6 protein-coding genes and 1 pseudogene are annotated in these 6002 nt (G+C 38.5%); 4 read left to right on the top strand and 3 right to left on the bottom strand.

Translation table 11 applies throughout. The annotated features are described in order from the left end of the window. From PX636_RS16065 to PX636_RS16080, 4 genes and pseudogenes are all read left to right on the top strand, one after another. On the top strand, positions 1-181 hold a 181-nt coding region (locus PX636_RS16065), incomplete at its 5' end, for a hypothetical protein (protein ID WP_288117807.1). Positions 182-398: 217 nt separating this feature from the next. Beyond that, positions 399-1323 (top strand): annotated as a pseudogene (locus PX636_RS16070) (IS630 family transposase); the annotation flags it as partial. 136 nt (positions 1324-1459) lie between these two features. Beyond that, complete coding sequence (gene gloA, locus PX636_RS16075) at positions 1460-1870, top strand: lactoylglutathione lyase (RefSeq protein WP_002796773.1); 411 nt, start codon at positions 1460-1462, stop codon at positions 1868-1870. Positions 1871-1891: 21 nt separating this feature from the next. Then, a complete protein-coding gene (locus tag PX636_RS16080; RefSeq protein ID WP_002796774.1) occupies positions 1892-2368 on the top strand; it encodes a CYTH domain-containing protein in 477 nt (158 codons plus the stop codon). Positions 2369-2386: 18 nt separating this feature from the next. Here PX636_RS16080 and nusB read toward each other — a convergent pair whose 3' ends face one another. The 3 genes from nusB to hemJ all read right to left on the bottom strand — a co-directional run bounded on the left by nusB (position 2387) and on the right by hemJ (position 5629). Beyond that, positions 2387-3040: a transcription antitermination factor NusB gene (gene nusB, locus PX636_RS16085; protein ID WP_002796775.1), complete on the bottom strand. Its 654-nt coding sequence runs from the start codon at positions 3038-3040 to the stop codon at positions 2387-2389. A 155-nt stretch (positions 3041-3195) separates the two neighbouring features. Continuing rightward, positions 3196-4659: a DNA phosphorothioation system restriction enzyme gene (locus tag PX636_RS16090; protein WP_002796776.1), complete on the bottom strand. Its 1464-nt coding sequence runs from the start codon at positions 4657-4659 to the stop codon at positions 3196-3198. A gap of 382 nt (positions 4660-5041) precedes the next feature. Then, positions 5042-5629 carry a protoporphyrinogen oxidase HemJ gene (gene hemJ, locus PX636_RS16095; RefSeq protein ID WP_002796778.1) on the bottom strand — a complete coding sequence of 196 codons (588 nt, stop codon included), beginning with the start codon at positions 5627-5629 and terminating at the stop codon, positions 5042-5044. Positions 5630-6002 lie beyond the last annotated feature (373 nt).

The raw sequence follows: 6002 nt of genomic DNA on the forward strand, positions 1-6002 counted from the left end.
GCAAGAACATTATATTCTTGGATATCCTTATCCTTTATGTGAAGTTCATAATTTTGTTTCCTTAAAAAGGAATTTTAAGGAAGAAATCATTGCTCGTCTTAAGTATTCTCTTTATAGAGATCAGAGGATGGATAACGTCGATATTGAAAATCTTTTCCTAGATATACACAACAGATTTTAGTTAGTTTTGGGAGTAACTACAATTATGACGAAAGTAGATTTGGTTCTTCGTTACTTGGTATGGTTCAATAGGGGGGCATAAATCGACTAAATCCTTATCTGGCAAGAGACTTAATTGATTAGTTCGCTCTAGATCGAAAACAATTGACATAAATCCCCGAATGTCTTTCTATATAAGAGTTTCATTCCTTGTAACCCTGTCAGTTGCATAAGACAAACCGAAGAACCAAATTTGTCAGTTAGCAGGAATCTCGCCAAATACCTTATTAACTTATCTTCGAGATTATCAAGAAGGCGGAATAGAAAAATTAAAAGAAATCAACTTCTATCGCCCTAAAAGTGAATTAGAGTCTCAAAGAGAAACGCTCAAAAAATATTTCGAGAAAAATCCACCAGCCACAATAAATGAAGCTGTATATAGAAGAGAAGAATTGACAGGAATAAAACGAAGTCCTACTCAAGTGAGGAAATTCTTAAAATCAATGGGAATGAAATGTATAAAAGTAGGTTCTCTTCCTTCTAAAGCTGACCGGGATGAACAAGAAGACTACAAAGAAAAAAAGCTAGAACCAAGACTAAATGAGGCGAAAGAAGGAAAAAGGGCTGTTTTTTTTTGTTGATGCCGCTCACTTTGTTATGGGAGCTTTTCTCGGTTTTGTTTGGTGTTTTGAGAGACTTTTCGTTAAGTCACCGAGCGGGAGTAAACGCTTCAATGTTTTAGGAGCATTAAATGCGATAACTCATGAAGTTATTATGGTAACATATGACACTTATATTACAGCAGCTCAAGTCTGTGAACTTCTTAAAAAAATAGCTGCTTTAGGAATAACTATTCCCATCACTCTAGTATTAGATAATGCCCGCTATCAAAAATGTAAAATTGTTGAAGAATTGGCTCTTTCTTTGTCAATAGAGCTACTCTATTTGCCGTCTTATTCGCCTAATCTAAATTTAATTGAAAGGCTGTGGAAATTTGTCAAAAAGAAATGTTTGTATGGTAAATACTATGAAAACTTTTCTGACTTTTCTTCAGCTATTTATGAATGTCTGAATGATGCCCACCTGAAACATAAAAAAGAACTGGATTCCTTGCTCACTCTACGATTTCAGAAGTTTAATAAATCTCAGATTATGAACGTCTAAAGTATATGTGATTTTACAGGTGAGTTCGTACATTTGTATTGGTATAATTGTTGACCCTCAAGGAGATAAGAAGGCACAAGGACTGGTTACAATCAAGGATAAGTAATTTTTCGATCGATGTCATCTAAAAATAATCATGCGTCTCTTACACACCATGCTCCGGGTCAATAACTTGCAGGAATCTCTACAATTTTACTGCGATGTGCTAGGAATGAAGTTACTGCGCCAGAAAGACTATCCCAATGGTCAGTTTACCCTCGCTTTCGTCGGTTATGGCGATGAAGCTAATCATGCTGTCATCGAACTGACCTATAATTGGGGAGTCGATCGCTACGAAGTCGGTAATGCTTACGGTCATATCGCCCTAGGCGTGGATGATATCTATAGCACCTGTGAGAAAATTAAAGCCCTTGGTGGCAATGTCACCAGGGAACCGGGCCCGATGAAACACGGTTCTACCGTGATTGCTTTTGTGGAAGATCCTAATGGCTACAAGATCGAGTTAATTCAACTAGGAACCCAAGCTGCTGCCGTGGCTACGGCTTAAATTTATTGCCATCAAAAGCTTATGACTGTTGAAATTGAACGGAAGTTTCTGGTTAAAGGGGATTCTTGGCGATCGCTGGCTGCTGCCAGTGGGTTGTATCGTCAGGGATATATTCCTACCCAAGATGGATTGACAACCGTGCGAGTTCGTGTAGTTGGAGATCGGGGTTATTTAACCATTAAAGGCAAGACTGAGGGCATTAGTCGGCTGGAATTCGAGTATGCAATTCCCCTAGAAGATGCGGCGCTCATGTTAGAAAACCTCTGTAAGAAACCTTTAATTGAAAAGATTCGTCATCGCATTTCTCTGGATAATTTAACTTGGGAAGTTGATGAATTTTTAGGGGATAATCAAGGTTTGATTATGGCTGAAATTGAGTTAGAACAAGAGGATCAAGTCATTACTATTCCTGATTGGATCGGCGAAGAAGTCACGGGAGATGAGCGATACTACAATATCAATTTACAGGAATATCCCTATAAAATGTGGTCATTGTAGTATTAATTTCTTTCGGGGTTAACTCTGGGTAGATACGGCTTTTTCTGATTCGTTTAGCTTATTCGTTACCCGTCGGAGAACGCCATTAATAAAGCGATAACCTTCATCATCAGAATAACGTTTTGCTAATTCGATTGCTTCATTAATCGCTACTTTTTGAGGTAGATCGAGATAGAGCATTTCTGCCACGGCAATTTGGAGGATATCCCGATCAATTCTTGGTAAACGATGTAGTTGCCAATCCACTAAAGCACCGGTTAATTCCTGTTCGATTTCCGCACGACGACGATAGACTGTACCGATTAATTCTAGGGCATATTCCCGCACTTCGTACTGACTAGATAACTGGACAATTTCGGGAAAATCTATCACGGTTCCTAAACGATTAATGGCATTGTGAGTAAGAGAAATCGCTTCTTTTACCATGGTTTGGGCGCTTTTTAGATTTGTCGCCTTAGTATCACTAGCGAGAATCCGTTCATTACCACGACTAATTTCGGCAGCGGCGGTTTCTAAGGTTTCTTGAATTTCCAGGGTTAAGGTTCTAACCGCGACTAAAATTAAATCGTTTAAAGTTTGCTGTTCTAGGTTTTCAGGATTGCCTTTAATCTGACTTAAACTCAAAAGGGCAAGTTCTCGAGCAATGCGGCGGGGTTGTTGACGGGGAGACATAGAAGTTTAGAAGTAGAGGAAAGAAAATTATACAACTTTATTGATCGCTATTCGGTTGGGTTAATTTTTCTCGGCGATCAATCTTGACTTTCAGATCAATTCTTGACTAACTTCTATTCTAGCATAAAAGCTGCCAAGATTTAACTTTTCAAGTTTTAATTAGACAAAAGACAATATCTATCTTGAATCTCCCCTAATTTAGTCTCAGCTTCTTGAGCATTAATAGCTAATTGGGCAAACTCCAGAAAGCGTTTTAATTCCTTGCGTAATAAATTCCTTTCTACTTCCCAAGTTTCTCGATCTAAGGTCGGTGGCATAACAATCATATCAAATAAAGTGGCCTGTTTTTTATCGGGATGGGGTCGCAATATTCGCCCGCGACGCTGAATAAATTGTCGAGGATTACCACTACTAGCCAGAATGACTGCGTTTTGAATTGATGGCAGATCTACTCCCTCATCTAAACATCTAATTGCCACTAATCCTTGTAGATAACCCTCCTCAAATTGTTGGCGAATTTTTTCTCGTTCTTCTAGGGAAGTTTCTGCGGTGTAGGTAGCAACTCGATAACCTAATTGATTGCCCAATAAATGAGTAACTGCCTCTACTTGACGACGATAATTAGCAGTATAATTTTCCACATAACCATCCCCACAATAAAATAAAGTATGATCCGTATCTAAACGCTCTTGCATCAGTTGTTGTAAAGCCTGTAATTTATTACTTGCTGAACCGACTAATCGTGACCTTTGCATTAACAAAGCGGTGAGGTTTTCATTACCATTGAAATTACTATTTTTCTGCAAAGTCCAGCCGATTCTTTGGGTTAATTTTGCGTATAATAAAGCCTCACCGTCGGTTAATTCAACCAAGACTGGATAATAAAAATAATTGACTAAAGCTCCTTTACTAATAGCATCAGCTAAGGTAAATTCTGGTTGTAGAATTTGTCCAAAATAATCAAGAATAGCGTCAGTGCCTTCCTCATCAAAATATCTTTCAGGAGTAGCGGATAAAGCCAATCTTAGACCTAAAGAACGGGGTAATAATTCTTCTAATCGGGGGGAACCTAAATTATGTGCTTCATCACCAACGATTAAAGTTTTATCGGGAAAAAATTTTATTTGTGATTGAAACCCCTCGCTAATAAAAGTTGAGTTAGTAGTTAAAATAGTGACAAATTTTTGATTACCCGCTTGCACATTATATAATTCTGTGGCTAGTTGACTTTGCCATGTATGGACACTTTCGTAGGCTAAAATCGGTTTAAGATTAAATTTTTCCGCTTCTCGTTGCCATTGATTGACTAGGTGACGATAGGGGCAAATTACTAATAATACTTGCAGTTCTATCGCTTGGTAAAGTTCCATGGCAATAGCTAAAGCAGTAATAGTTTTACCGCTGCCGGTGGCCATTTTTAAAGTTCCCCGTCCCCGATTACGAAACCAACTGATAATCGCTGTATTTTGGTAGTCTCTCAATTCTAAATCGGGGGGAATTCTAGGAATACCAGAGGGATTAACTCGATAGAATCCTCGCAATTCAGCAACTTGCTTGAGTTTGCGGGAACTGAGAAAATCTCTAGTTATTTTTTCCCAATCTATCCAGCAACTATTCATAGGACCTCTTGTAAAAATCAACAATTGTTGTTAGGGTTAGGAGTCAGTAGCCAGTAGTCAGGAGTCGGTCGTCAGGAGTCGGTCGTCAGGAGATTGTTTTTATTTATAGCGTTTCCTGTTCGCAAGAGGTTTATACTAAATCCTGTTTAAAAGGTATAGGGGAGCAGCGGAGCGCCGGAGCAGGGAGAAACAATCCATAGCTTGGGAGTTCATCACACTATTAAAAATAGTTTTTGTATAAGCTCAAAAGTAGCAAAAAGCCAAAAAGCTAAAAGCTAAACGTTGCTACCTATACAATTGGGATGGACTAAAAAGACCATCCCACAGCTGTCAAACCACTCTTAACTGTTATCCTAGAAACCTAGGGAATGATTGAGATAATTTACCTGATCGCTACTTCTTCTTTTTGGGGAGTATTTTGCCGAAGTTTTTCTTGATCTTTGCGACGTTTTTTAGCATAAAGTTGGATTGTCACCGCCATTAATACCACTAAAGCTACAATTAACCAAGTGGTCAAATCGAGGGGTAATTGATTCTTAAATACTGCCAAAAGGACAATAACTACCAATAACAGGGTTGGTGCTTCATTTAAGGCCCGAAATTGCTGTCCCGTCCAATTACATTCCCCTTTTTCTAGCTTTTTCATGATGCGACCACAGTAGAAATGATAGAGCAGTAAAAGAGCCACAAAGGATAATTTAATATGTAACCATCCCGATTTTAAAATTTCCGGTTCTGTGGAGATTAAACCGATCGCCATGGCTACGGTGACAATCATCCCCGGTGTGGTAATGATATTGTAGAGTCGCTTCTCCATGATCTCGTATTGTGCTTTCAGAATAGCTTGTGCGGGTTCCGTTTCTGTTGCTGCCTCCGCGTGATAGACAAACAAACGTACCAAATAAAATAGTCCCGCAAACCAAACAACTACCCCAATCAGGTGAAATGCTTTAAACCAATAGTAAGCCATAGTCTATATTGTGATGTGAGTCCCGAATTATTTAGTCTAAGAGTTATCGATACTTTCCCAGACTATCCCTATACAAAAGTTTAGACGGAAAATAGGGGTTGGCGAGAGTGGGAATTATGAATTGGGTAGTGGGGTAGTGGAGAGCATTTGGCTGAAATTTCCCTAAACCCCTAAATCCCTATCACCCTATCTCCTGACTCCTGACTCCTGACTCCTAACCCAATGTTGGACAAAGATAAGCAAAAATTATTGATTAACTCCAAAAACTTGAGAATATTTAAATTAACATTCCGCAATATTTACAAATTCTTAAAAATTAATTGAGAAAGATTTTTATTTAACAACGATGTTATCATGGTTACAGCGATTTTAC

This window comes from Microcystis sp. M53598_WE2 (assembly GCF_030067735.1).
Classification (GTDB): domain Bacteria; phylum Cyanobacteriota; class Cyanobacteriia; order Cyanobacteriales; family Microcystaceae; genus Microcystis; species Microcystis aeruginosa.